20 protein-coding genes are annotated in these 24,004 nt (G+C 60.4%); 16 read left to right on the plus strand and 4 right to left on the minus strand.

Annotated features, from left to right (window positions below):
• Window position 1: 1 nt before the first annotated feature.
• On the plus strand, window positions 2-1,246 hold the full coding sequence (locus tag NKI01_RS22425; protein WP_352482310.1) for a glycosyltransferase: 1,245 nt from the start codon (window positions 2-4) through the stop codon (window positions 1,244-1,246).
• Entirely contained in the window at window positions 1,243-2,439 is a 1,197-nt protein-coding gene (locus NKI01_RS22430; protein ID WP_352964627.1) for a glycosyltransferase family protein, read from the plus strand. The genes NKI01_RS22425 and NKI01_RS22430 overlap by 4 nt, the downstream gene beginning before the upstream one ends.
• Window positions 2,440-2,568: 129 nt before the next feature.
• On the opposite strand, the gene NKI01_RS22435 is transcribed toward NKI01_RS22430, so the two are convergent.
• Complete coding sequence (locus NKI01_RS22435; RefSeq protein WP_031193291.1) at window positions 2,569-3,240, minus strand: class I SAM-dependent methyltransferase; 672 nt, start codon at window positions 3,238-3,240, stop codon at window positions 2,569-2,571.
• On the opposite strand from NKI01_RS22435, the gene NKI01_RS22440 reads away from it, so the two are divergent.
• The 4 genes from NKI01_RS22440 (at window position 3,226) to NKI01_RS22455 (ending at window position 8,006) form a co-directional block, all read left to right on the plus strand.
• Window positions 3,226-3,690 carry a hypothetical protein gene (locus NKI01_RS22440; RefSeq protein WP_352482312.1) on the plus strand — a complete coding sequence of 155 codons (465 nt, stop codon included), beginning with the start codon at window positions 3,226-3,228 and terminating at the stop codon, window positions 3,688-3,690. The two genes, NKI01_RS22435 and NKI01_RS22440, sit on opposite strands and share 15 nt — an antisense overlap.
• Before the next feature lie 17 nt (window positions 3,691-3,707).
• Window positions 3,708-6,422: an ABC transporter transmembrane domain-containing protein gene (locus NKI01_RS22445; RefSeq protein ID WP_352638886.1), complete on the plus strand. Its 2,715-nt coding sequence runs from the start codon at window positions 3,708-3,710 to the stop codon at window positions 6,420-6,422.
• Window positions 6,423-6,579: 157 nt separating this feature from the next.
• A complete protein-coding gene (locus NKI01_RS22450) occupies window positions 6,580-7,029 on the plus strand; it encodes a cyclic nucleotide-binding domain-containing protein (protein ID WP_254023581.1) in 450 nt (149 codons plus the stop codon).
• 122 nt (window positions 7,030-7,151) lie between these two features.
• Entirely contained in the window at window positions 7,152-8,006 is an 855-nt protein-coding gene (locus tag NKI01_RS22455; protein WP_352715985.1) for an MBL fold metallo-hydrolase, read from the plus strand.
• A gap of 90 nt (window positions 8,007-8,096) precedes the next feature.
• On the opposite strand, the gene NKI01_RS22460 is transcribed toward NKI01_RS22455, so the two are convergent.
• Together NKI01_RS22460 and NKI01_RS22465 are read right to left on the minus strand one after the other, a co-directional pair.
• Window positions 8,097-8,873 (minus strand): polysaccharide deacetylase family protein, encoded by a 777-nt coding sequence (locus NKI01_RS22460; protein ID WP_352482316.1) that lies wholly within the window; start codon window positions 8,871-8,873, stop codon window positions 8,097-8,099.
• Complete coding sequence (locus NKI01_RS22465) at window positions 8,870-9,958, minus strand: glycosyltransferase family 4 protein (protein WP_023716529.1); 1,089 nt, start codon at window positions 9,956-9,958, stop codon at window positions 8,870-8,872. Before NKI01_RS22465 ends, NKI01_RS22460 begins: the two co-directional genes overlap by 4 nt.
• 92 nt (window positions 9,959-10,050) lie before the next feature.
• Between NKI01_RS22465 and NKI01_RS22470 the strand changes: the two genes are divergently transcribed.
• The 8 genes from NKI01_RS22470 (at window position 10,051) to NKI01_RS22505 (ending at window position 20,869) form a co-directional block, all read left to right on the plus strand.
• Window positions 10,051-11,211, plus strand: a complete 1,161-nt coding sequence (locus NKI01_RS22470) for a DUF3095 domain-containing protein (RefSeq protein WP_352791329.1) — start codon at window positions 10,051-10,053, stop codon at window positions 11,209-11,211.
• A 106-nt stretch (window positions 11,212-11,317) separates the two neighbouring features.
• The gene (locus tag NKI01_RS22475) at window positions 11,318-12,661 is read left to right on the plus strand and encodes a nucleotide sugar dehydrogenase (RefSeq protein WP_352964628.1); all 1,344 of its coding nucleotides are present in this window, start codon (window positions 11,318-11,320) and stop codon (window positions 12,659-12,661) included.
• A 51-nt stretch (window positions 12,662-12,712) separates the two neighbouring features.
• On the plus strand, window positions 12,713-14,053 hold the full coding sequence (locus NKI01_RS22480; RefSeq protein WP_023716526.1) for an adenylate/guanylate cyclase domain-containing protein: 1,341 nt from the start codon (window positions 12,713-12,715) through the stop codon (window positions 14,051-14,053).
• 164 nt (window positions 14,054-14,217) lie between these two features.
• Window positions 14,218-16,113 (plus strand): ABC transporter ATP-binding protein, encoded by a 1,896-nt coding sequence (locus NKI01_RS22485; protein WP_352547383.1) that lies wholly within the window; start codon window positions 14,218-14,220, stop codon window positions 16,111-16,113.
• Entirely contained in the window at window positions 16,110-18,008 is a 1,899-nt protein-coding gene (locus NKI01_RS22490; RefSeq protein WP_352964630.1) for an ABC transporter substrate-binding protein, read from the plus strand. Before NKI01_RS22485 ends, NKI01_RS22490 begins: the two co-directional genes overlap by 4 nt.
• 2 nt (window positions 18,009-18,010) lie before the next feature.
• Window positions 18,011-19,009, plus strand: coding sequence for an ABC transporter permease (locus NKI01_RS22495; protein ID WP_023716523.1), 999 nt, complete (start codon window positions 18,011-18,013; stop codon window positions 19,007-19,009).
• On the plus strand, window positions 19,006-20,187 hold the full coding sequence (locus NKI01_RS22500; protein WP_352482321.1) for an ABC transporter permease: 1,182 nt from the start codon (window positions 19,006-19,008) through the stop codon (window positions 20,185-20,187). Before NKI01_RS22495 ends, NKI01_RS22500 begins: the two co-directional genes overlap by 4 nt.
• A gap of 202 nt (window positions 20,188-20,389) precedes the next feature.
• Window positions 20,390-20,869: a class I SAM-dependent methyltransferase gene (locus NKI01_RS22505; RefSeq protein WP_352482322.1), complete on the plus strand. Its 480-nt coding sequence runs from the start codon at window positions 20,390-20,392 to the stop codon at window positions 20,867-20,869.
• Window positions 20,870-20,906: 37 nt separating this feature from the next.
• Here NKI01_RS22505 and NKI01_RS22510 read toward each other — a convergent pair whose 3' ends face one another.
• A complete protein-coding gene (locus NKI01_RS22510) occupies window positions 20,907-22,322 on the minus strand; it encodes an adenylate/guanylate cyclase domain-containing protein (RefSeq protein ID WP_352482323.1) in 1,416 nt (471 codons plus the stop codon).
• A gap of 204 nt (window positions 22,323-22,526) precedes the next feature.
• On the opposite strand from NKI01_RS22510, the gene NKI01_RS22515 reads away from it, so the two are divergent.
• Together NKI01_RS22515 and NKI01_RS22520 are read left to right on the plus strand one after the other, a co-directional pair.
• The gene (locus NKI01_RS22515; RefSeq protein WP_352482324.1) at window positions 22,527-23,351 is read left to right on the plus strand and encodes a hypothetical protein; all 825 of its coding nucleotides are present in this window, start codon (window positions 22,527-22,529) and stop codon (window positions 23,349-23,351) included.
• 74 nt (window positions 23,352-23,425) lie between these two features.
• A complete protein-coding gene (locus NKI01_RS22520; protein ID WP_023716519.1) occupies window positions 23,426-23,950 on the plus strand; it encodes a GNAT family N-acetyltransferase in 525 nt (174 codons plus the stop codon).
• Window positions 23,951-24,004: the final 54 nt, after the last annotated feature.

Genomic DNA, 24,004 nt, shown 5'->3' on the forward strand with positions numbered 1-24,004 from the left:
GTTGCAACATCGCAAGATCGTCGTGGTTCTGAAGGGCTATCCGCGGCTGTCCGAAACCTTCATCGCGCAGGAATTGCTCGGTCTGGAGCGTGCAGGGTTCGACCTGATACTCGTCGCGCTCAGGCGGCCGACCGACGAAAAACGCCACCCCGTGCATGACGAGATCAAAGCGCCGGTCCATTATCTGCCGGAATATCTGCATGAAGAGCCGCTGCGCGTGCTTCGCTCGCTGTTTGCCTATCTGCTGCGGCCGTGCTTCTGGCGCACGCTCGGATCGCTGGCTGCCGATCTCCCCCACGACTTTACGCGCAATCGCGCGCGCCGCTTCGGGCAAGCGCTCGTGCTGGCGGCCGAATGGCCGGAAGACGCGGGCTGGCTGCATGCACATTTCGCGCACACACCGGCATCGGTGACCCGCTATGCCAGCCAGCTTCGTGGCCTGCCCTGGACCTGCTCGGCCCATGCCAAGGACATCTGGACTTCGGCGGACTGGGATCTGGCCGGCAAGCTTTCCTCGGCGCGCTGGACGGTCACCTGCACGAAAACCGGCTTCGACCGTCTGAAAAAACTCGCTAACGGCAACTCGTCTATACATCTGAGCTATCATGGGCTCGACCTTGATCGCTTCGGCAGTTTCGGCGAGGCGCGAAAGCAGCATGACGGCTCGGCGCCGGACGAACCGGTTGTCGTTCTGAGTGTCGGGCGCGCCGTTGAAAAGAAAGGTTACGATACGTTGCTGCAGGCCCTTGCGCTGTTGCCCGGTGATTTGGCGTGGCGTTTCGAGCATATCGGCGGCGGCGAGGAACTGGAGCGGTTCAAGGCGCTGGCGCAAAAGCTCGGACTGGATGGTCGCGTCTCTTGGAAAGGCGCGCTTGCGCAGGAGGAAGTGCTTGAGCACTACCGCCGCGCCGACATCTTCGCCCTGGCCTGCAGGATCACCGCAAATGGCGATCGTGACGGTCTGCCGAATGTTCTGGTGGAGGCGGCCAGCCAGCGGCTTGCCTGCGTGTCGACCGATATTTCCGGCGTGCCGGAGCTTTTATCGCCGGATGAAACCGGGCTGCTGGTTCCGACGGAAAACCCAATTGCCCTGGCACAGGCGCTGGAGCGCCTGATCCGTGATCCCGTACTGCGCGCCCGCCTCGGCGACGCCGCAGAGCGGCGCGTGCGCGGCAATTTCGATCATATGGCAAGCATTGGACAGCTCAAGGAACTGTTCGAGCGGGAGTGGCGGGCCGCCGAATGAAGCGGCTGCGCGCTTTCTTCTATGTCCAGCATCTGCTCGGCATCGGCCATCTTGCGCGCGCCAGCCGCATTGCGGCGGCTCTGGTCGATGACGGGTTTGACGTGACCGTCGTGACCGGCGGAGCGCCGATCGCCGGGTTTCCGGGACTCGGTGTAAAATCTGTAATCCTGCCACCTGTCACCTCCGGTGATGAAGGATTTTCCGGACTTGTCGACCTGGAGGGCAACCCGATCGACGATGATTTCAAGAAATGGCGTTCAGAGATGCTGCTGCAGGCATTCCGGGATTGCAGGCCTGATATCGTCATTCTCGAGGCGTTTCCATTTGGACGCCGACAGATGCGTTTCGAACTCTTGCCGCTGATCGAGGCCATCGACGCGACGTCGCCCAGACCGCTGCTGGCGACGTCCGTCCGTGATATCCTTCAGGAGCGCGTCAAGCCGGGCCGAAACGAGGAAACGGTCGATCTCATCAACAGGCATTTCGACCTTGTTATGGTCCACGGCGATCCGGCTTTCGCAACCATCGACAAGACATTTCCGCTGGCTGGGACGATCGGGGCCGAGGTCACCTACACAGGGCTCGTTGCCGCGCCGCCCTCGCCCGCGGCCTCCGAGCGCTTCGACGTTCTGGTGTCGGTTGGCGGCGGGGCTGCCGGAAAGAGCCTTGTCAGCTCCACCATCGCAGCGGCGCGGAATGCCAACAACGCTCGGAAATGGTGTTTGATCACCGGCCCAAACCTGCCGAAAGACGAATTTGACGCGATCGCACGCGATGCCACGCCGGGCCTGTCCATCTTCCGGTTCCGCGAGGATTTCGCCAGCCTGCTGACAGGCGCCCGCCTGTCAGTCTCGCAGGCGGGTTACAACACGGTCTGCGATGTCCTGCGCGCGGGTTGTCGCTCCCTGCTCGTTCCATTTGCAGCCGGCGGGGAAACCGAACAGACGGTTCGCGCCCTGATGCTCGAAGAACTCGGTCTTGCAACGGTGCTGATGGAAAAGGACCTAACGCCTGAAGGTTTGGCGCAAGCGATCGAACAGGCGCTTGTGAGACCGACGCCATCCGCGCATCGTCTCGATCTGGAAGGCGCGCGTCGCTCCGCGCAAATCCTGCACGAGCGGTATCGAACATGGTCCCTAAAAGTGGAGCCCGGTTTCGGAAAAGCTCATGATCAAACAGACGATAGATCCTAGTCCTACTGCGTTACTGACTCAGTAGGACTCACGCACGTCGCGTCTGGTGAGTTTCGTGCGACGCGCTTCAAGTCCTGTTTTATGCATGTCGTTGTCCGAAAACCGCTACGCACTTTTGGGCGAAATACATTAAACAGTTCCAATCAGCATGAAGCGCGTATAATTTTTTGTCGGCAGTTCGCCGGAGAACCGCACCTCCCGTAGCGCCGCCATTGCTTCGAAGGTTGCAAGTGAAGCCACGCAGTTGATGTGCGTCGGCTCGCTGAAATAATCGTTCGATTGCAGCAGTACATTCGTGCCCCGCGGAAGCAGAGCAAGCCAGGCGCGCAGATCGGCTATGTGTTCGCAGCTCGTATTGACTATCAGGTCGGGCCGGACGGCCGCATAGTCGAGTGCGTACATATCTGCCGTTAGCGCCCGGAACCGGTCGCCGGCTTCCCGGTTGAGGGTCCGGGCGACCGGCGCGACTTCGGGATCGATGTCGATGCTATCGACCGCCGCGATGTCGAAGCGGGCGTCGTTGAAAAGCATTGCCGGCAATACGCCGTACCATCCACCCAGAACCCATATGCGCCCGAACCGGCCGCCGCAGCTTTCGAACAGCCTGTCGAGCGCCCACATCTTGCAGGCGACCTGCTTGTGGTTGAAGGCGTTGGCGATATCGGCCTTCGGATGCTTGGTGACGACGCGCGCCAGCCCTGCCACGAGAGGGCAGTTGACATAAGCAGCAATTCCCCGCGTGAGGTCCAAGGCTTGCTCGTGCCAGTCCATACCGGCATTGCGTGGTTGCGTGACATCCATCATATTTGTCTTGTATGTTGGGATTTCGGGCGACACAACGCAATCTTGCCTCCCGCAAGACTGTTTGATTCCGCGGACGTGATTATGCTGCAAGCCGCTTGGCTATTGCCCGGTGCCGGAGAGAGCCTGTTGCATCTGTCCGGATCATCGGCGTCCATCCGCCAGCACCAGCCGCCCAGCTGCGGCCTCGTGCTGCTCGGCTATTCGCCAACGCCCTGCGGAAGCCGCGAACCGTCTGGCCAGCTGCCTTCTTCGCTGATCAACAATGCCCATGTCGTTGTCATCGACCATGCGCCGGAACTGGATCGCGCCGCCTCGCAGGTTCCTTGCATCGTTGAGCGCAGGACAATGTCCGTGCACTGCAGCTTCGACTTTGTCGTTGGCGACGAAGAAATTGCCGATACGCCATTCGCCAGCAGGTGCGTTTACATCCTGCATCCTTTCAACTGAAGGGTCCGCAGTCGCATATGGAACCCAGCCTAGCCCGCTATATCTGGACGCACACCAAGAAGCAGCAGCTCTGGATATTGATGATCGTCGTGCTTTCGATGGTCCCGTATTTCATGTCCTTCGACCTACCGAAGCTGATCGTCAACGGCCCGATCCAAGGTAGGGGCTTCGAGCAACCGGGCGCGACCCAGCCATTCATGAGGCTACACTATAACCTGCCGTTCATTGGAGAGGTCCAGTTCTTCTCCGGTTTTCAGCTCGACCGCAAGGAGACCCTGTTTGCCCTGAGCCTTGTGTTCCTCTTGCTAGTCGTCATCAACGGCCTGTTCAAATTCTACATCAACACCTACAAGGGCCGCCTCGGCGAACGCATGCTGCGACGTATCCGCTTCGATCTGGTGGACCGTGTGCTGCGTTTTCCGCCGGTCTACTTCAAGCGGGTGAAATCCGCCGAAGTGGCGACCATGGTGAAGGACGAGGTAGAGCCGCTGGGCGGCTTCATCGGCGACGCCTTCCTGCAGCCGGTACTGCTCGGCGGCCAGGCGCTGACGGCCATGCTGTTCATCATGATCCAGAACGTCTGGCTCGGAATGATAGCGGTCGTGATCGTGGTGATCCAGATCGTACTCATCCCGCGAATGCGGCGGCGGCTGATCGTGCTCGGGCGCCAACGGCAGTTGACGGCGCGCGCGCTTTCGGGCCGGGTTGGCGAAATCGTCGACGGCATCGGCGCGGTTCACGTCCACGATACATCAAACTACGAGCGCGCCGACATAGCTGCCCGGCTCGGGCTCATCTTCAAGATCCGCTTCGATCTTTACCAATGGAAATTCATGGTGAAGTTCCTCAACAATTTTCTCGCGCAGCTCACGCCCTTTCTGTTCTATATGATCGGCGGGTATCTGGTCATCCAGGGGAGGCTGGACGTCGGCCAGCTCGTGGCCGTGATCGGCGCCTACAAGGACCTGCCCGGACCGATGAAGGAACTGATCGACTGGGATCAGGATCGGCAGGATGTCCAGGTCAAATATCAACAGGTCGTTGAACAGTTCACCGTCGAGGGTCTCATCGCGCCGAAAATCGGGGCATTGACGATCGACGATCCTGATCCGATGACCAATCCCCTATCGGCGATCAATCTGTCTATAGCAGACGATGGCGGTGCAATGCTCCTCAACCGTATCTCCCTCCAGGTCAAGCCGGGTGAGACGGTGGCGCTGGTCAGTACCGCAACAGGTGGAGCGGAGGCGCTTGCAGAAGCCTTCGCGCGGCTGAACTGGCCGGACAGCGGAAGGGTCGCTTCGGGCACCGACGACCTGCTTGAACTTCCCGAGGCAGTGACCGGCCGGCGCATGTCCTATGCCTCGTCGGATGTTTTCCTGTTCCAGGCAAGCCTCCGCGACAACCTGCTCTACGGGTTGAAGCATGCGCCGCTGACATCGGTGCCTTATGACGGTGCCGCGGCAGACCAGCACCGCTGGAATATCCACGAGGCGCGCCGGTCGGGCAATCCGGATCTCGATATCCACAGCGACTGGATCAACTATGCTTCCGCCGGGGCTACCGGCCCGCACGACCTCTTTGAAGCCGTGCGCCGGGTGCTCGACGCGGTTGTTCTGTCGCGCGACATTCTGGATCTCGGCTTGCGCTCTTCGGCCGACCTCACGCGTCACACGGAGCTTGCCAGGCGGATCGTTGAACTGCGTGCGGCGCTGCGAACCCGGCTGGAACAAGAGGGGCTGAGCGGACTGGTGGTTCCTTTCGAACCGGGCGCCTACAACAAGGAAGCAACGATCGGCCAAAACCTGCTCTTCGGCGCTGCCGCCGGCCCCGAACTGGCCGACAGGGCCCTGGCGGCCAATCCCTATTTTGCTTCTGTGCTGAGGCAAGCCGGCCTCGACCGCACGCTCTACGAAATGGGCTTGGAGATCGCCAAACAGGCGATCGAGCTGTTTGCCGACCTGCCGCCCGATCACCAGTTCTTCCAGCAGCTCGCCTTCATGAGCGCCGAGGAGATACCCGCCTACGAAACCTTGCTACAACGGCTCAAGAACCGTCCTCACGAGGCGGTTTCAGAGAACGATCGCGCCATGATCGTCACCTTGAGCTTTGCCTACATCGAGCCCCGGCATCGCTTCGGCCTGCTGAGCGACGAGCTGATGAGCAAGATCGTCGCTGCACGCAGCCGGTTCTATGAAAACCTGCCGCCCGAACTGCAAAATGCGGTCGAACGGTATGACCCTGCCAAATACATTGCCGCGGCCACCGTCATGGATAACGTCCTGTTCGGGCGTGTGGGCAACAACCATCCCGACGCACCGGACCGCATACGCTCCATCGTCTATGACATTCTTGACGAACTGGGGCTTTATGCCGAACTTCTGGATGTCGGCCTGGACTTCAACGTCGGCTCCGGCGGCAGGCGGCTGACCGGTGGACAGCGACAGAAGCTCGATGTTGCCCGGGCCCTGCTCAAGCGTCCCGATTTTCTCATTCTCAACCGGCCACTTTCGGCGCTCGACCAGCGCATGCAGGATAAGGTGCTGCGAAACGTGCTCGAGGAAGCCAGGCGCGACGGCCATTCGCCGGCAATTGTGTGGGTCGTGACGAATCCGGCAATGGCGATGATGTTCGATCGCGTTATCGTCTTCGACTCGGGTCAATTGGCGGAAGACGGAACACACGAGACACTTTTGGCAGGGAACGGTATCTTCAAGGAACTGTTGTCATAGAGCAACGGACATTCAGATGGGATCATTCTGCCGGTGCACGACATCGGGCTCGCCACCTTTCGCGTGGTTTGTCTCGCCGTCTCGAAAAGAGAATTGATTCCATCTGGGCGTCCGTTGCTCTAGTCTGGCAAACGCGAATTTTGGAAGGTTTGCGACAATGCTGCTCAAGGATGAAGTTGGAATGCTGCAACGCGTTCCCTTGTTCTCTGCCATCGAGCCGACAAAGCTCAAGCTGCTTGCGTTCACATCCGATCGTGTGAGCTACAGCGCCGGCCAGATCCTTTTCCGGCAGGGCGACGAGGGAGACGCCGCCTATGTCATCCTTTCAGGCAGGGCGGATATTCTTGTCGATTCCGACAGCGGACCGATAAAAGTTGCCGAACTGGAGCCAAATTCGATCGTTGGCGAGATCGCCATATTGTGCAACAGCTCCCGCACTGCCACCGTCAGAGCGGCAAGTCCGCTGGAAGTCCTGAGAATCCGCAAGGATCATTTCCTGAGGCTTATGAGGGAGTTCCCGGAAATGACCATCGAGATATTGCGGGTTCTTGCCGATCGCCTAAGCCATACGACCGCGGATCTGATCGACGCACGAAGCGCCAAATAACGAAGGACGTGCGCTCGATCCTCGCCGTCGTGACGGCACTGTCCTCTCGCTGAGAAGATCACCCGGAGAAAGCCTGTCTCGCCTAGCAGCAGTTGTTTGGATATGATGGGCGAAGGGGTAGCATGGACGACAACGTTTTCCTGGTCAGGTTTTGGGGTGTCCGCGGCAGCATTTCGGTATCAGGGCCAGAATTCTCTCGCTATGGCGGCAACTCAATCTGCGTCGAGATGCGATGCGGTAAGCATACGCTTCTGTTCGACGCAGGCTCTGGCCTACGGCCTGCCGGCGCGGCGCTTCAGGCGTTGGGCGTGACCGATTTCGACCTGCTTTTCACCCATTGCCATTACGATCACATCATCGGGCTGCCGTCTTTTGCGCCGATCTATGACCGGGGCGCCAAGGTTACGCTTTGGTCCGGGCATCTTGCAGGACACATGACGACCCGGCAGATGGTCGATGAGTTCATGCGGCCGCCGTGGTTTCCGGTGAAACTGGAGATCAGCAAGGCAAGCCTCGACTATCGCGATTTCGTATCCGGAGACGTGCTTCGCCCGCGCGAAGGGGTGGTGGTCCGAACCGGCAGTCTTATCCATCCGGGCGGCTGCATAGGCTACCGGGTCGAATGGGGCGGCCGCGTCGTGGCGGTGATCACAGACACTGAGCACGAGCCGGACAAACTCGATCAGACGGTGCTCGGCCTGATCGAAGATGCCGACCTCGTCATTTACGATTGCACCTACACCGAGGAGGAAATGGAACGCCGCCGCGGTTACGGGCACTCGACATGGCAACAGGGCGTCAAGCTCTGTGAGGCGGCCGGTGCGCGGGGGCTTGCGCTGTTTCACCACGATCCGACACGCACCGACAAGGAACTGGACAAGATCGAGAAACTGGCCAAGGACAGGTTTACCGGCGCTTTTGCCGCGCGGGATGGCCAGACGCTCAAACTTCCAGTCTCATTGCGCAAAAAGCGCTGAGCTATTTTCCTCTAGAGCGCTTCACCGTTTCACAAAAACGGCGAAGCGCTCTATCTCTTTGTTTTGACGCAATTCCAGACGGAAAATCGTTCACACTTTTCCTGGAATTGCTCTACCGGCGCTGCGCCCGATCAATGTCCTGATCGGAAGCCATGCGCAGGCTTCAGTCCGTGCGGTGACGGCGAACAGCCGTTCGAGGAAAAGCCAGGCCGATTCATCGTGTACGAGATGGTGGGTGAGCAGACCGACCGGTTCGCCGCCATCGAATGCATGCTGCAATTGCGCGATGATAGCCTGAACCAATAGGCCGTGATCGCGGCAGCCGCGCGTGCCATGCCAATCCATGATGTCGACATTGCTGTTGATGACCGCCAGTGAAGCGCGCCTCGGCGGCCCATAGACCGACAATGCCGCAAATCCTATCGATCCAAGGTCGGATACCAAGCCGGCGTCAATCCTGTTCCAGGGTGGCACCAGCATCGGAACGGTACGTGCGCCGTGCAGGCCGGTTACGTGCGACAGCCCGCGAGCCAGATCATTGAGCACCGCCTCGCGTGGCCGATGCGCGCCGAGCTCCTGCTTTTTCTGGTCCTCGGGCGCATGATTTCGGTGCGCCCAGCCATGGATGGCGACCGTGGCATGCGGCGCCTCGTCAAGCCGGACGGCAAGCTTCTCATCAGTCAGGGCCGGAATGACGGCCAGAGTCACCGGAACCGCGAATTCACCGGTGAGGTCGAGCAGCCGATCAAGCGCAGGCGTCGGACCCACGGCGTCATCGTCGCGCAGCCAGAACTCTGCCTTGCGGTCTGCCCGTTGCCGGCACGCCAGTTCTTCCACCAAGGGCTGCCAGATCTGATCGGGTGTCATGAAACCGGGATCTTCGCAAGGAGTTCGGCCAGCCGCGCCACTGCAGCACCGAGGGAACGTTCTTCGAGGATGAAACGTCTGGCTTCCGCGGCCATGATGGTTCTTTCGTCGTTACGGGCCAGAAGCCTTTCAATGGCAGAAGCGAACGCCGCAACATCGCCCGGCGGGGTGAGAAACCCGGTCTGGCCATCCCGCACGACCTCCGGCACGCCGGCGATGTCCTGAGCCACCACCGGAAGGCCGGCGGCCTGTGCTTCAAGATAGGCAATGCCATAGGCCTCGCCGCAACCCGGCCAGACGTAAATTCCCCCACTGTAGAGGACATCCGGCACGGCGGCTGGCTCAATCGCGCCAAGCCATTCGATACGGGCGGCGGGCAAGCCGGCGAATTGCGCTTTGACCTCGTCACGGGCAGGCCCATCCCCGACGACCAACATGGTCCAGGGCAGGTGGCCGATCGGACCGAGCGCTTGCGCCAGCATGCGATAGCTTTCGACTTTGTCGCCCGGGCGCATCATGGCGACGGTAACGAGGCGCGTCGGACAACTCCGTGCCGGCGTTTCCCGGAATACCGATGTGTCGATGAAGGGCGAAAGCATGCCGAAAGCGGCGTCGGGAATCGCATCTGCCAGTCCCTGACGATCCCTTTGCGTGAAGCAGATGTTCAGCGCTGCCTGTTCGACGGCTCGCGCCACCAACGCTTGTATATCGGCCCACAAGCCGGTGTTGCGCCGCCTCGAATAGGAGGCTTCCGCTGTCACATAGGGGACACCAAAGGCCAACGCCAGCTCGGGCCCGATCAGGTCGGGCGCCTTGTAATAGGGATGATAGGTGAACCACAGATCGGGCTTGCCGTCACGATCCCAAAGCCTTGCCAGCCGCGCGGCTTCCTCCCGGGCCTCGATCTTGAGCGCGTCGAAACTTTTCGAATCCGGTTCGCGTAGATAGAAGCGTAATTCGGATGCTAGTTCGACGCTATGCCCTCCATGCTCCAGCGCCTTGACCAGCATCCGTGCCATCTGGCGGTCGCCGGAGGCAACGGGATGATTGGGCGACTTCAGCGGCGCGTAGAAGGCAATTCGCATCGCCGGACCCTATCATCGGAAAGCCTGCGCAAGTCAATTTCGAAGCATGATCGACTTCACCTTCAAGCAGTGGAATGTGCTATCTGATGCTCATGGAAACAGCTGCCGCGTCCGATCCGTTTGTCGCTTCCCTGCCGGTCTTCGCAAAGTTCGAAAGCGTTGCCGATATCGATAACTATCGGCCTCTCCCCGATGGCTGGGCGCTGGCCACCGCCGACATCGTCGGCTCGACCAAGGCGATCGGGGCTGGGCGCTATAAAACCGTCAATATGGCCGGTGCCAGCGTCATTTCGGCGCTGCTCAATGCGCTGGGTCGGCAAGATCTTCCCTTTGTCTTCGGCGGCGACGGCGCGCTCGTGGCATTTCCCGGCTCGGCGCTGGAGATCACCCGCAACGCGCTGGCGGCTGTCCAGAGATGGGTGGCGGACGAACTCGACCTGACCTTGCGTGCCGCAATCGTGCCGATAAAGGATATCAGAGCGCAAGGCCTCGACGTTCGCGTGGCGAGGTTCCAGGCCTCCGAAGCGGTCTTCTATGCCATGTTCGCCGGCGGTGGCGGCAGTTGGGCGGAAGCCGAGATGAAAGCGGGGCGCTACCGCATCGATCCTGCGCCGGCCGGCGCGCGGCCGGATCTGACCGGCCTCTCGTGCCGCTGGAACCCGATCGAAGCCCGGCATGGCGAAATCGTCTCGATCATAGCCATACCGGGGGCGTCGCGCGACGTGCGCGATTTTCAGTTTCTGGTTTCCGACATCATCGCCCTTGCCGGCAGGCAGGAACGCGATGGCCACCCGGTGCCGGTGAACGGACCGGACTACAGTTTGCTGCCCGCCGGCCTCGATATCGAGGCGCGCGCCACGGCGCCGGCAGGACGGCGATGGCTGTCGAAGCTGTGGATAGTGTTCCTGATGACGCTTACGGCTGTTACCGATAGATATGGCTGGACGATCGGCAAATTCGATCCGAAGATCTACAAACGCGACGTGGCCAGCAATTCGGATTTCCGGAAGTTCGACGACGGCTTGAAGATGACCATCGACGTTGACGCGGATGTGCTGCAACGGATCGAGAACCGGCTGAAACAGGCGGAAGAGGCGGGCATCTGCAACTATGGCCTGCACCGCCAGAAATCGGCCTTGATGACATGCCTCGTCGCCTCGCCGCTGCAGCGCGATCACGTTCATTTCATCGATGGCGCCGCCGGCGGCTATGCGATGGCTGCAGCAAGCCTGAAGGCGAAGGTGCCGGTCTGACAGCTTGCGGACATCGATTTTCCGCAATATGCCTCGGGGTTCTTGGGACCAAGTGAGCCTCGCCATGGAAGCGGACGGTCTGTCCGAATTAAGGGAAAGCAGATTTTTGGGCGCCTCACGATCGACATATGACCGTCTTCTGAACCGGATTTCGACGCGCGCCGCGCAAGTCGGCGTGATCGGACTGGGGTATGTCGGGCTGCCGCTGGCGGTTGCGATCGCACGCGCCGGCTTCCCGGTTTCCGGCTTCGACGTCGAAGCCCAGAAGGTCGAGAGCCTGAACAACGGCCAATCCTATATCGAGGCGGTGACCTCGACAGCCCTTGCCGGCCAGGTGGCGAGCGGACGGTTCCGCGCCACTGCGGATTTTGCTGAACTGGCCGTCTGCGATGTCATCATCATCTGCGTTCCGACACCGCTGACGAAAAACCGTGAGCCGGACCTCTCCTTTGTCAGGAACACGGCAGGCACCATCGCGAAGCATCTGCGTCTCGGCCAGCTGATCGTGCTGGAATCGACCACCTATCCCGGCACCACCGACGACGTGATCAAGCCCATACTGGAAGAAACCGGCTTGCGGTCGAAGATAGATTTCTTCCTCGGCTTCTCGCCCGAACGCGAGGATCCCGGCAACCGAAGCTTTGAAGTCGCGACGATCCCCAAGATCGTGGCAGGCGACGGCATTGAAGCGGCGACACTCGTTCAGGCTTTCTACCAGGGCGTGGTCAAGACCGTTGTTCCGGTTTCCACCACGGCGACCGCCGAGGCGGTCAAGCTGACGGAAAACATCTTCCGCTCGGTCAACATAGCCCTGGTCAACGAGTTGAAGGTCGTGCTCGGTGCGATGGGCATAGACATCTGGGAGGTGATCGAGGCGGCAAAGAGCAAGCCCTTCGGCTACATGCCTTTCTATCCCGGCCCCGGACTTGGCGGCCACTGCGTTCCGATCGATCCCTTCTACCTGACGTGGAAGGCGCGCGAATATGAACTGCCGACCCGCTTCATCGAGCTGGCGGCAGAGATCAACACGGCTATGCCGCGTCATGTGGTCGATGAACTGGCGAAGGCGCTGGACCGGCGCTGCGGCAAGGCGCTCAGCCGCTCGCGCATTCTCATCATCGGGCTCGCCTATAAGAAGAATGTGCCCGACATCCGCGAAAGCCCCTCATTGCGGCTCATTGAACTCATCGAGGAATGGGGCGGCAAGGCGGAATTCCACGATCCGCATGTTACGGAGATCCCGACCACACGGGAGCATATGGCGATCAAGGGGCGTTGCTCGGTCGAATTGACCGAGGCGGCCTTGAAGGATTTCGATGCTGTCGTCGTTGCAACCGACCACGACGCGATTGACTATCAGGCGATCGCGGATCACGCTCTTCTGATCGTCGACACACGCAATGTTTTTGGCCGCCTCGGGCTAACCCGAGAGACGGTGGTGAAGGCCTGACGGCGTCCGAGCCGGCGAATTTGTGGCGGATCAAGGAGATTTCGAGATAGCATGAGCACAGCGCAAGCAGAAATTTCTGCCATTCTCATGGATAAGGTTGCTGATTGGCTGACCCAATCGGCGCTGGCGGGCGACGACCTGGAAACATTGGTAAAGGGCTTTTGTGAACGGCTGGCTGCTGCCGGCCTGCCGTTGAGGCGGGTGCATTTGAGCTTTTCGATGCTTCATCCGCTTTATGACGCGCTTGGCTTCACCTGGCTCCGCGGCCAGGGCTTGGAAGTAGAAGGCTTCCGTCATGACGACGGCGTTCCTTCCGACAGATTCCTGACCAGCCCATACTACCATCTGCTCAGCCACAAACTCGACCATCTGCGGCGCCGGCTCGACCCGTCGGTGCCGTCTGAATTTCCTGTTTTCGATGACCTCAAGCTTATGGGCGTCACCGATTACATGGCTTTCGTCCATCCCTTCAGCGGCAACACCAGTCAGGGCATGATCGGGTCTTGGTCCACCGACAGTGCTGCAGGCTTCAGTGACAACATGATTTCGGCGCTGCTGCGGATCCAGAACCATCTCGCTATCGCAACCAAGATGGCGGTGCTCACCAAGCTCGCCGACAACATGATGACCACTTATCTCGGCGGCGACGCCGGCAGGCGGGTGCTGGACGGCCAGATCAAGCGCGGCGAGGGCGACACAATCCGGGCTGCACTGGTCATGGCCGATATGCGCGGGTCGACAAGGCTTGCCGAAACCTCCGGCCGCGAAATCTATATCGATACGCTGAACCAGTTTTTCGATGCCATTGCTGCACCTTTCAATCGCAGAGGCGGGCAGATCATGAGTTTCCTGGGGGATGGCTTCATTGCTGTCTACCCTTGCGAAAGGCACCGTGCGCAGTCCGAGATCGCCTGCCGGGCTGCCCTTGCGGCAGCGCACAAGGCCACCGCGCGCATGATGGATCTCAATCTGCGCAGAAAGGAGCAGCGGTTGGGCGACATTAAATTCGGCATCGGCCTGCATGTCGGCAATGTGATGTTCGGCAATGTCGGGCTTTCCGACCGGCTCACATTCTCTGTCTTCGGCTCGGCTGTAAACGAGGTCCAGCGCCTTCAGACCCTGACCAAGAAATATTCGCACAGCGTTCTCGCCAGCGAAGATTTCGCCGGCTATTGCAGCGCCAACAACTGGCTGACGCTCGGCAAGGAGGAACTGGCGGGCATCAAGCAGAAGCTGACGGTGCTTTCACCCGATTTGTCGGGTGCTCTTGCACTCGATGAAGACGGTGCGCTGGAGCCGATTTACGACCGAATATCGGACGCCGAGCAGGTCATGCTGCTTCATCGCGATGCCGCGCGGTTGTCGGCGGGCGACCCGAGGAAGCTCCAGTAACCGTCACGATCTGATCCGAACGCCTTTGGTATGCAGTCCGGTCGCCGGTTCCGCCGGGGAACTGGCGACCGTTTCGAATCCAAGTTGCTCTAGGCTGGCAATGCGCTAGTCTCGCTTTCTGGGCCTGCCGACCGGCAGGCCGCCAGAGTGGGGCTGGTGTGAGAATGAATTCGAGCGTTGATCTGCTGCGGATCGAGGATGTTGGCATCTCTTTTGCCATTATAGGGGGACCGTTGCATGCCGTCAGGCGTGCAAATCTTCGCGTCCTGCCCGGCAAGGTTACCGCGCTTGTGGGCGAGTCCGGTTCCGGAAAATCGGTTCTCAGCCAGGCAGTGATGGGCATTTTGCCGAACACAGCCCATGTTCGCGGCCGTATCCTGTTTTCTGATCCTGAAAAGCCCGGCACGACGCAGGATATCCTGCAAATGCCGCGTGACGGACCCGAAATCCGGGCGTTGAGAGGCAGCCGCATCGGCAAGATATTTCAGGAGCCGATGACATCGCTGTCGCCGCTGCACACGATTGGCAATCAGGTCAGCGAATCCCTGCAGATTCATACGCCCATGGCTCGGGTGGAGCGCAAGGCGCTGGCGAAGGAAATGCTCGGCCTTGTCGGCTTTCCCAACCCCAAGCGCGCCTATGACATGTATCCCTTTGAACTTTCGGGAGGATTGCGTCAACGCGCAATGATCGCCATGGCGCTTATCTGCCGGCCCGCCCTGTTGATCGCCGACGAGCCGACGACGGCGTTGGACGTCACCATCCAGGCGCAAATCCTGCAATTGCTGCGCGAGCTTCAGACGAAGCTGAACATGGCGATGCTGCTGATCACGCACGACCTTGGCGTGGTCGCCAATGTCGCCGACGAGGTGGTGGTCATGTACCATGGCGAGATCATGGAAGCGGGACCTGTGGAGGCGATATTCCGCCGGCCAGGTCACCCTTACCTGAAGGGCCTGATGGCAGCCGTTCCGCATTTCGACCTGAAGCCTGGCGAAAGGCTAAAGGCGCTCCGCGAGGTGCCGGTGAATGTCGGGAACCTGCTCGGCAAGCAGACGGCGCTGGCATCGAAGGGGCCGGACGACATCCTGCTGTCGGTCAGGGATTTGACAAAGACCTTCACGATCCGCAAGTCCGGATGGTTCGGCGGAGATCATCAAACCCCTGTTCGCGCCGTGGACGGCGTGAGCTTCGATATCAGGCGGGGTGAGTGCCTGGGTCTTGTCGGCGAAAGCGGCTCCGGCAAAACTACCGTCAGCAAGATCCTCATGCGGGCTGTCACCCCTAGCGGCGGCTCTGTGATCTTTAACGGCCGCGATGGTCCGATCGACGTCTTGGAAGCCGAGGGAGACGCGCTGCGCCTGTTGCGCGCGAAAATCCAGATGGTCTTTCAGGACCCGGTTTCGTCGCTTTCACCTCGCATGACGGTGGAGAACATCTTGAGCGAGCCGCTGGAAATCCATCAACGTGGCAATGCCGCGTCCCGACTCGCCACGGTCAAGAGCCTGATGCAGGCAATCGGGCTCGATCCGCGCTTCATAAAGCGTTATCCGCACAGTTTCTCCGGCGGGCAGCGTCAGCGTATCGGCATCGCGCGCGCGTTGGCGCTGGGACCTGAACTCCTGATCTGCGACGAGCCGGTTTCGGCACTCGATGTCTCTGTCCAGGCGCAGATTCTGAACCTTCTGAAGGACCTGCAGAAGGAACTGGGCCTGACCTACCTGTTCATATCCCACAACCTGGCGGTGGTGGACTACATGGCAGACCGCATCGCGGTGATGTGCGGCGGGCGTATCGTCGAGCTCGCGCCGCGCGAAATTCTGCTTAGGAAACCTATCCACCCCTACACGCGCTCACTGGTCGCCGCAGTACCTTTCCCCGATCTCGACAGGCCGATGGATTTCAAGACGCTGAAGCTCAGCGGCGCTTCCGACACCAGCGCATGGGGACCGCAATTCCGCGACGAGGGCGACGAGGATATGCTGTTGCCGCTCGATCTTGGCGGCGGCCACCTCGTGCTGGCCCGACGTTCGGCCGATGTCAGCGAGCTACGCCATTGATCAGCCGGCGCACCGTCCTTGGGCTCATGGCTTCGGCATTTCTGCCGGGCACGTTGCGCGCCGGCGATCTGGAGCCGGAATTTCTTCAGCCGCAGCTGAAGGCCAGGGCGCTGCCGGCACTCGCCGAACGCCTGCCCAAGCGCCCGCGCGCATTGAATCTCGCTGCGATGGGTCGGCAGCCCGGCCAGTATGGCGGCACGCTGCGCACGATCATCGGCAGCCAGAAAGATATCCGGATGATGACGATCTACGGGTACGCTCGCCTGGTCGGCTATGACGAAAAGCTTAACTTGCAAGCCGACATTCTCGAAAGTTTCGATGTAGCGGATGATCGTGTCTTCACTTTCAAGATACGGGAAGGACATAAATGGTCTGACGGTAGCCTGCTGACGCCGGAGGATTTTCGCTATTGCTGGGAAGATGTCTGGCTGAACGATGAGCTTTCGCAAGGCGGGCTCGCCCCGGCCCTGCTGGCGGATGGCAAGCCGCCACGCTTCGAGATCGTCGATCCGTCGACGGTCCGCTATAGTTGGGATGCGCCCAATCCCGACTTCCTGCCCAAGCTCGCCGCTGCTTCGCCGATATCGCTTGTTCTGCCAGCCGGCTATCTCAAGCAGTTCCACAAGAAATACCAGGATCCATTCCGGCTCGCCGGCCTAATGAAGGAGAACCGGGCCCAGAAATGGACGCTCCTGCATATCCGCATGTCGCGGCAGTATCGCCCGGAGAACCCGGAACTGCCGACGCTCGATCCCTGGCAGAACCGGACCAAGCCGCCGGCCGAGCAATTCGTCTTCGAGCGCAACCCGTTCTTTCATCGAATAGACGAGAATGGCCGGCAACTGCCCTATGTTGACCGGATCGTCATGAATGTCAGCTCGTCGGCGATCATCTCCGCCAAGACCGGTGCGGGCGAGAGCGACCTGCAATGTATGGGAATTGACTTCAGCGATTACTCCTTCCTGAAAGACGCGGAGAAGCGCTACCCTGTGAAGATGCATCTCTGGAAACGCACACAGGGTTCGCGGCTGGCGCTGCTGCCCAATCTGAATTGTGCCGACCAGGTGTGGCGTGGCCTTTTTCGTGACGTGCGAGTGCGCCGCGCACTTTCGCTCGCTGTGGACAGGCGCGAGATCAATTTGGCTGTGTTCTACGGATTGGCGCAGGAAAGTGCCGATACGGTCCTGCCGGAGAGCCCGCTCTACCGGCCGGAATTCGCGAAAGCCTGGGTCGCCCATGATCCCGACCAGGCCAATGCCCTGCTCGACGAGGTCGGGCTTCAGGCGCGTGACGATGACGGCCTGCGGATACTTCCCGACGGACGCCCGGCGCAGCTCGTAGTGGAAACGGCCGGCGAAAGCACGCTGGAAACCGACGCGCTCGAGCTCATCACCGATCACTGGCGCAAGATCGGCATCGCCCTGTTCATCCGGACTTCGCAGCGCGACATCTTCCGCAGCCGCGCGCTTGGTGGCCAGATCGTGATGTCGATGTGGTCGGGCATCGACAATGGCGTACCGACCGCCGACATGAACCCGTACCAACTGGCCCCCACCGTCGACGACCAGCTGCAATGGCCGCTCTGGGGTGCTCACTACTTGTCTCATGGCAAGGTCGGTGAAGCGCCCGATCTTCCGCCTGTGGTCGAGTTGATGGCTTTACTCAAGCGCTGGAACGCATCGACCGAAGCCACGGAGCGCGCCGAAATCTGGAATTCAATGCTGTCGATCTATACCGATCAGGTGTTTTCGATCGGCACGGTGAACGGAACGCATCAGCCGATTCTGGCGTCCTCGCGGCTGCGCAATCTGCCTGACAAGGCGCTCTACGGCTACGACCCGACCGCCTATTTCGGTGTCTACATGCCGGATACATTCTGGCTTGGAGAGTCCTGAGCGTGCTTCGATATTTTGTCTGGCGCATCGCCGTGATGGTTCCAACGCTGCTGGTCATATCGGCACTGGTGTTCACGATCATCGAACTTCCACCAGGCGACTATTTCGACAGCTATGTTGCCGAGCTTCGGGCTCAGGGCGAAGCGGTGGATTCCGATCGCATCGAGATGATGCGCAAGGAATATGGTTTCGACCAGCCACCGGTCATTCGCTACTTCTACTGGGTCGGCGGGATGCTGCACGGCGATTTCGGCTATTCCTTCGAATATGAGCTGCCGGTTCGCGACGTCGTCGGGGACCGAATGTGGCTGACCGTGCTGGTTTCCTTCGTCACGATCATCTTTACCTGGCTCATAGCCTTTCCGATCGGCATGTACTCCGCCACGCATCAATACAGCTGGGGCGACTACGGCCTGACTTTGTTCGGCCTTCTCGGCCTAGCCATTCCGAACTTCATGCTGGCGCTGATCCTGATGTATTTCGCCAACATCTGGTTCGGGACGTCCATCGGCCATCTCATGGACCAGCAATATCTCGGCGAGCCGATGAGCTGGGCCAAGGCGAAGTCGATCCTCGCCCATCTCTGGATCCCGGTCTTGATCATCGGCACCGGGGGCACGGCAAGTATGATCCGGCGGCTGCGCGCCAATCTGCTCGATGAGCTACATAAGCAATATGTCGTGACCGCGCGCGCCAAAGGCCTTCATCCCTTCAGGGCGCTGGTCAAATATCCGCTGCGCATGGCGCTCAATTTCTTCATTTCAGACATCGGCTCTATCCTGCCGGCCATCATCTCCGGCGCCGAAATCACGGCGATCGTGCTGTCTTTGGAAACGACCGGGCCGATGCTGATCAAGGCGCTCCAAAGCCAGGACATGTATCTGGCAGGGTCGTTCCTGATGTTCCTCGCCTTCCTGACGGTCATCGGCGTCCTGATTTCCGACCTGGCGCTGGCGCTACTTGATCCGCGAATTCGTTTGCAAGGCGGCAGCACCAAATGAACACGCAATCGCCGCTGCCCGCTCCGGGTGCCCCACTGCAACACTACGTTTCCATCGCGCCCTTTGACCTGCAGTCGGTCGAGGTGATGACGCCGGAGCAGTCGAAGGTCTTTCAGGCGTCGCAGTTGCGGCTGATGTGGTGGAAATTCCGGAAGCACCGGCTTGCCGTCATATCCGGCATATTCCTGGCGGCGCTTTATTTCGGGATACTGATCTGCGAGTTCCTGGCGCCCTACAATCTGCACACGCGCAACATGGACTACATCTATTCACCGCCGCAGCGGGTGCACCTGTTCCACAACGGCCAGCTCGTCGGGCCGTTCGTCTATGGCCGTCAGATGACGCTGGATATGGACACGCTCAAGCGGAACTACATCGAGAAACAGGATGATGTTCAGCGGATCCGTTTCTTCTGCAAGGGCGACAGTTACCGGTTCTGGGGCCTGATCGAAGGTGACAGGCATTTTGTCTGTCCTGCCGAAAACGGCCAGCTCTTTCTGGCGGGCACTGACAGGCTGGGGCGCGATGTGCTCTCGCGCATCATCTATGGTGCACGCATTTCACTGACAATCGGCCTCGTCGGCATCAGTTTCAGCTTCCTGCTCGGCATTGTCATCGGCGGACTGGCCGGCTATCACGGCGGTATCTTCGACCTGATCGTTCAACGGATAATCGAAGTTCTGCAATCGATCCCCAGCATTCCGCTATGGCTGGCACTGGCGGCGATCATGCCGATAACCTGGAGTCCGATCCTGATCTATTTCGGCATCACCGTCATCCTCGGGCTGCTCGACTGGACCGGACTGGCGCGGGCCGTGCGTTCAAAGCTTCTAGCCTTGCGCGAGGAGGATTACGTTCTGGCCGCGCAATTGATGGGCGCCAGAAGCAGCCGCATCATCGGGCGGCATCTCATTCCCGGCTTCATGTCGCATCTGATCGCGACGGCGACGATCTCCATACCCGGCATGATCCTGGGCGAGACGGCGCTGAGCTTCCTCGGGCTCGGCCTGAGGGCGCCGATAACCAGCTGGGGCATCCTGCTCACCGAGGCGCGCAGCGTCAGCGTCATCGCGTTCTATCCATGGCTGCTTTTGCCGATGCTCCCCGTCATTCTCGTCATCTTGGCGTTCAACTTCCTCGGCGACGGCTTGCGGGACGCCGCAGACCCCTACAAGTGAGATCGCTATTCCGCCGCGCGCCGTGCCGCCGACTCGACCCGGTATGGTCCTTGTCAGCGGCCTGTTCGCTTGTTGCAATGTTCATCGTTCGCCTCGGCAAGACTCGATCTGGGTTTAACACGTCGGCGTCGGGTTTCAGCCGCGAAACGCTCTGGTCGGGGGCAGTTGATTTCGTGGACTGGTTCAGGACATACAATCGCACATGAGTCGCCTCGACAGTTTCATCCGGAGGATGACCGCACAGCGCGACATACTCGATCATGTCTGCGCCGAGGTGGCGAAAATGGAGGGGCCTGTGCTCGAGCTCGGCCTCGGCAATGGCCGGACGTTCCACCATCTGCGCGAGCGCCTGCCCGGACGCCGGATCGTAGCGTTCGACCGCGCACTTGCCGCACACGCCAGCTCAATTCCCGAAGCGGGAAATCTCGTGCTCGGCGAAATACGCGAGACCGCGAGCAGGTTCATTGGCATCGACGCCGCTCTTGTTCATGCCGACATCGGCACTGGCTATGAAGATCGCGATGCAGTGACCCTTACCTGGCTTCCCGATCTGACCGCGCGCCTGCTTCGCGTCGGCGGCATCGCGGTCAGCGGCATGCCGTTAGATCATCCGCAGTTGCAACGCCTCCCGCCGCCGCCTTCGGTGCCCGCCGATCGTTATTTTATCTGTAGGCGCGTGTGAGGGGCCGAGACGATCCAAATCTTCAGGGGCCAAGCCTTCAGGGGATCGTATATACTGCTATCTCCCGCTCAATGCCGCGCAGCGAGACCTCGTGGGGCACGGGCGTCAGCGCCTTCCTGTGCAACAGATCGGCGGTGAGATTGTCGTCGACCACCGCCCGAGTGGCGAAGATCGCCTGTGCGTTGGCAAGGTTCTGGACCCGCGAAGCAATGTTGACCGTCTGGCCGAAATAGTCCTGTCGGTCGTTCATAGACACAGCAATGCAGGGGCCGGCGTGGACTCCGATCTTGAGCACCAGATCCTCGCGCCCGCTCTTGTCGTTGAGCGTACGCATGGCATCGCGCATCCTGAGGGCGGCAGCAATCGCACGATCAGGCGTCGCGAAGGTCGCCATCACCGCATCACCGATCGTCTTCACCACCGCGCCTGCCTCCGCTGCGACGATCTCGTGCAGAACCTGGAAATGCACGCGCACGAGATCGAAGGCTGAAAGGTCGCCCACCCGCTCGTAAAGCTCGGTCGATCCGCGCAGGTCGGTGAACAGGAACGTCAGGCTGGTGATCTTCAGGCGCTGGTTAATGTCGAGTGTATCCGTGCGATAGAGATCGCGGAATGTCTGGTTGGTGAGCAGGCGCTTGGCGGTCAGGAAGGGCCGGCGTTTTCCCAGGAAATCATGCAATGCCTGGCCGGCTATGAAGACCGTCGGCAGCACGCGGGTGTCGGTCCTGTTTTCCAGCGAAATGCGCAACGGGCCGGGTTGCATCTCCAGCGTCTGGTTCTGGACATGGTCGCGGTCGAAGGCCAAAGAGAGGCTCCGGCGCTCCTTTGTTGGTTCGCCCTTCCCGTCGATGAACTGCGCTGAATGGGTGACCGGCTCGAAGACGATGATGAATTCGGACGGAAGCTGTATGGGCAGAACCGCCTTTTCACCGGGCGCAAGCTCGATATCCTCCAGCGAGAACGCTTCCATCTTTTCCGCGAAATCCTCTTCCGGCAGATCGACGCCGGACGCCCAGTAGATCTGGCGGAAATATTCCGCCACCGGCAATTCGTGTGGATTGTGGGCGGCAATCCTGCGCACGCGGGGACTGACGGTGAATGTCACCTCGACCATCTCGTCGAGGGTGGGCGAATAGCCCTCGGAGCACAGCGCGCAGGTGTATTCGTCCTTCTGCAGGGTTTTCAGCGTGGCGTTGGTGTCGAGCACGCCGCCACAGCCGGGGCACAGAACATTCCAGGAAATGTCGAAGATGCCCACCCGCGCCGCATGGAGAAAGGCGCTTATGGCGCGCTCCTCGTCGAGGCCATGCTTGCTGGCGAAGGCTGGCGCATTGATGCGGCAAAGTTCGCGGTCCTCGCCCTCCGCGATGGTTCGCTTGATCGCGTCGATCGCCTGTGGATCGACATCGGCCGATTGTCGCAGAAGCGAGAACAGATCCTGAGCTTCGTTCATCGTGCAGGTTCCGGAAAATGCGCCCCGAGGCGTGTTGACCGGACCGGTCTTTGGTCCGAGTGCTCCATCTTACTTCGAAACAGATCGTACGGCCATTCGAATGGATAAGCCTGGTGACCGTCCAATTTCCATTCGGCGGATTTTCACCGGCCGCAAGCAGCACTATGATGGTCCATGGAGCATTCATCTTTGGGATTTTCTCCCATGCCGACATCCAACAACCCGCCATTTCCCGCGGCCCTGCGCCTTTTCTCTGCGGTGGTCATCATCGTCCTGATCGTAGGCGCCGGCCTGTTTTTCGTGCCTGTTCTGGTCAAACCGGGCTGGCCTTGGGCCGTCACGCCGTTCAATGCGCGCTTCCTCGGTGGCTTCTACACCGCCGAAATGGTCGTGATGGCGGCGCTGCTGGTCTGGAATCGCTGGTCGCCCGGCAGGCTCGTGCTCGTCATGGCCTTCATCTTCACCGTCATCGTGTCGGTGGCTTCGTTCATCAATCTCGGTTATTTCAACTTCGAGCGCAAAGCGCCCTGGCTGTGGTTTTTGGTCTATCTTGCTTCGGTCGCGGTATCCGGGCTGTTCCTGTGGCGGGCCAGGGCCCGTCCTTCTGCAAAAGGCGTGACCTTAAATCCCGCATGGCGCGGCTACATGCCGGCGGAATCCGCGATCCTTGGGCTCTATGGCGTCGGCCTGTTGCTGTTTCCCCTGACATTCAGTGGCATCTGGCCATGGCCGATCGATGCCTTCCACGCTCAGGTCTACAGCGCCATCTTCCTCGCCGGTGCGGGCGGTATATATCTGGTCTGGAGAAGCGCGCCGCGCGAGGAACTGCTGGTACTCGGCTTGGCGCAGTTTCTGGTTGGCCTGCTTGCCATCCTCGGCGTCGCCATCACCGACGCTGCGGTACACCGGATCGACTGGACGGCGACCGGGACATTGTGCTGGCTCGTCCTTTTCGGCTGGATCGGCATCAGCGGCGTCTTCAAACTCTACGCCGCCTCCCGGTATTTTAGCTCGCAATCGGCATCATAGGTTGCAGAGACGGCTGGATTTTCAGGTAACGTCCGGTGCATCGTACCGGGCCGATTGCCTTCGCCGGGAACGCCATGACCAGCACGACCTCGCCACCCTCCGAGAAAATCCAGCCGCAGCTCCGGTCCGTACGGCCAAGCGATGCGGAGGCGCTTTGCGCTATCTTCAACATGCCGGGCTTCCGCTGGGGCACGCTCAGGATGCCTTTCGAGATGGTGGAGCAGGTGGCGCGGCGTATCGCCAAGTCCGGCCAGGAAACCACCTGGATCGTTGCCGAGCTGGACGGCAAGGTCGTCGGCCATGGCAGCCTGGTCGTGCAGGGTTCGCCGCGCCGTTCGCATATCGGCGAGATCAATATCGGCCTTGACGATGCCTTTGTCGGCAAAGGTATCGGCTCCGCCATACTTGGCGCGCTGCTTGACGTAGCCGACAACTGGCGCGCCCTGAAGCGGGTCGAATTGACCGTCTATGCCGACAACGAACCCGCCCTCCGTCTCTACAAAAGCCACGGCTTTGAGGTCGAAGGCCGGCATGTGAAGGCCGGCTTTACCGACGGGCAGTACCACGACCTCCTGAGCATGGCCCGCCTGCGGTTTTAAGATCCGCTGGTTTGGCCTTAACTGTTTAGCAACCTAACAATTCGTGCCGAGTCG

Source organism: Mesorhizobium sp. M0815 (assembly GCF_040319995.1).
GTDB lineage: Bacteria > Pseudomonadota > Alphaproteobacteria > Rhizobiales > Rhizobiaceae > Mesorhizobium.

Bases quoted from the DNA above. Each gene is read 5' to 3' on its own strand.
- NKI01_RS22445 (WP_352638886.1), top strand. From the start codon at position 3,708: ATGGAACCCAGCCTAGCCCGCTATATCTGGACGCACACCAAGAAGCAG.
- NKI01_RS22520 (WP_023716519.1), top strand. From the start codon at position 23,426: ATGACCAGCACGACCTCGCCACCCTCCGAGAAAATCCAGCCGCAGCTC.
- NKI01_RS22485 (WP_352547383.1), top strand. From the start codon at position 14,218: ATGAATTCGAGCGTTGATCTGCTGCGGATCGAGGATGTTGGCATCTCT.
- NKI01_RS22470 (WP_352791329.1), top strand. From the start codon at position 10,051: ATGGAAACAGCTGCCGCGTCCGATCCGTTTGTCGCTTCCCTGCCGGTC.
- NKI01_RS22480 (WP_023716526.1), top strand. From the start codon at position 12,713: ATGAGCACAGCGCAAGCAGAAATTTCTGCCATTCTCATGGATAAGGTT.
- NKI01_RS22460 (WP_352482316.1), bottom strand. From the start codon at position 8,873: ATGACACCCGATCAGATCTGGCAGCCCTTGGTGGAAGAACTGGCGTGC.
- NKI01_RS22450 (WP_254023581.1), top strand. From the start codon at position 6,580: ATGCTGCTCAAGGATGAAGTTGGAATGCTGCAACGCGTTCCCTTGTTC.
- NKI01_RS22430 (WP_352964627.1), top strand. From the start codon at position 1,243: ATGAAGCGGCTGCGCGCTTTCTTCTATGTCCAGCATCTGCTCGGCATC.
- NKI01_RS22505 (WP_352482322.1), top strand. From the start codon at position 20,390: ATGAGTCGCCTCGACAGTTTCATCCGGAGGATGACCGCACAGCGCGAC.
- NKI01_RS22435 (WP_031193291.1), bottom strand. From the start codon at position 3,240: ATGGATGTCACGCAACCACGCAATGCCGGTATGGACTGGCACGAGCAA.
- NKI01_RS22500 (WP_352482321.1), top strand. From the start codon at position 19,006: ATGAACACGCAATCGCCGCTGCCCGCTCCGGGTGCCCCACTGCAACAC.
- NKI01_RS22515 (WP_352482324.1), top strand. From the start codon at position 22,527: ATGCCGACATCCAACAACCCGCCATTTCCCGCGGCCCTGCGCCTTTTC.
- NKI01_RS22510 (WP_352482323.1), bottom strand. From the start codon at position 22,322: ATGAACGAAGCTCAGGATCTGTTCTCGCTTCTGCGACAATCGGCCGAT.
- NKI01_RS22455 (WP_352715985.1), top strand. From the start codon at position 7,152: ATGGACGACAACGTTTTCCTGGTCAGGTTTTGGGGTGTCCGCGGCAGC.
- NKI01_RS22465 (WP_023716529.1), bottom strand. From the start codon at position 9,958: ATGCGAATTGCCTTCTACGCGCCGCTGAAGTCGCCCAATCATCCCGTT.